Raw genomic sequence first — 929 nt, 5'->3', positions numbered from 1 at the left:
AGCGATCACCGGGCTGTCGGCACTGGCCGAGGCGGTGGTCGGCATTCCGATGCGGGCCGCGATCCTGATCGTCATTCCCGCCATGGCGGTGATCTGGGTCCTGCTGACCGAAGGCCGCCCCTTCTCGGGCAATCTCAAATCCCTTGCCCGCGACGGGTTCCGCGCACTGCCCGATTCAACCAGTGAAATCTGCCTGATCGGCGCCAGCGCCTTCCTCGGACTGACCGTGGTGGAAATGCTGCCCGCCGAAAAGCTTCGCATGCTGATCGAACATGTCTCGATCGGGCCGGGCGTCATCGCCTGCATCATCATCCTGCTGATGACACTGGTAAGCCAGCTTGGCCTCTCCCCCATGATCGGCGCGCTGCTGTGCTCCGGCGCTATCATCTCGTCCGGGATCGACATGCCGGAACTGATGCTGATGCTGGCCTTGATGTGCGGCTGGTCCGGCTCGATGCTGCTGTCCCCCTTCGCGTCCACTCTTGCCATCGCCACGGGGATGATCGGCAAGTCCCCCCGCGACGTGGGCCTGCGATGGAACGGGCCATTCATCCTGACCTATTACGTGATCGTCATGACCGCCCTGCTGATCGCGGGCGCGATGCTCTGACCTGCCGCTGGGGCAGCCTCTCATTCGTTTGAAGATTGCAACCGGGACCGTCAGCCCGAATTGACTCCAACTCGGGCTGCCTCTAAGTTGATGCGGTATTCGACGTTTGTTCGAATACCGGGCTCAATAGCCAGACCCGCTCCAAAGAGCGGGACAAGAACCGCAGTGGGTAGGGAGGATGTTGCCCCAATGATATTCCAGAAACTGACCGCCGCAGCGCTCGGCGTTGCCATGCTTGTGGGCGCCGCGCCCAAATCCGCCGAGGCCGATATCCTCGTGATGGGCGGCAACCCGGAAGGAAGCCTGTTCTACGCGCAGT

Annotated in this window: 1 pseudogene; it reads left to right on the top strand. The window is 62.3% G+C overall.

What is annotated here, in order from left to right:
• Positions 1-610, top strand: a pseudogene (locus tag A3764_RS23705) (hypothetical protein); the annotation flags it as partial.
• Positions 611-929 lie beyond the last annotated feature (319 nt).

Source organism: Sulfitobacter sp. HI0129 (genome assembly GCF_001635395.1).
In the GTDB taxonomy this organism is placed as follows: Bacteria; Pseudomonadota; Alphaproteobacteria; order Rhodobacterales; family Rhodobacteraceae; genus Sulfitobacter.
Note: the sequence above shows the minus strand (reverse complement) of the source record. Positions and strands in the feature narration are given on the sequence as shown.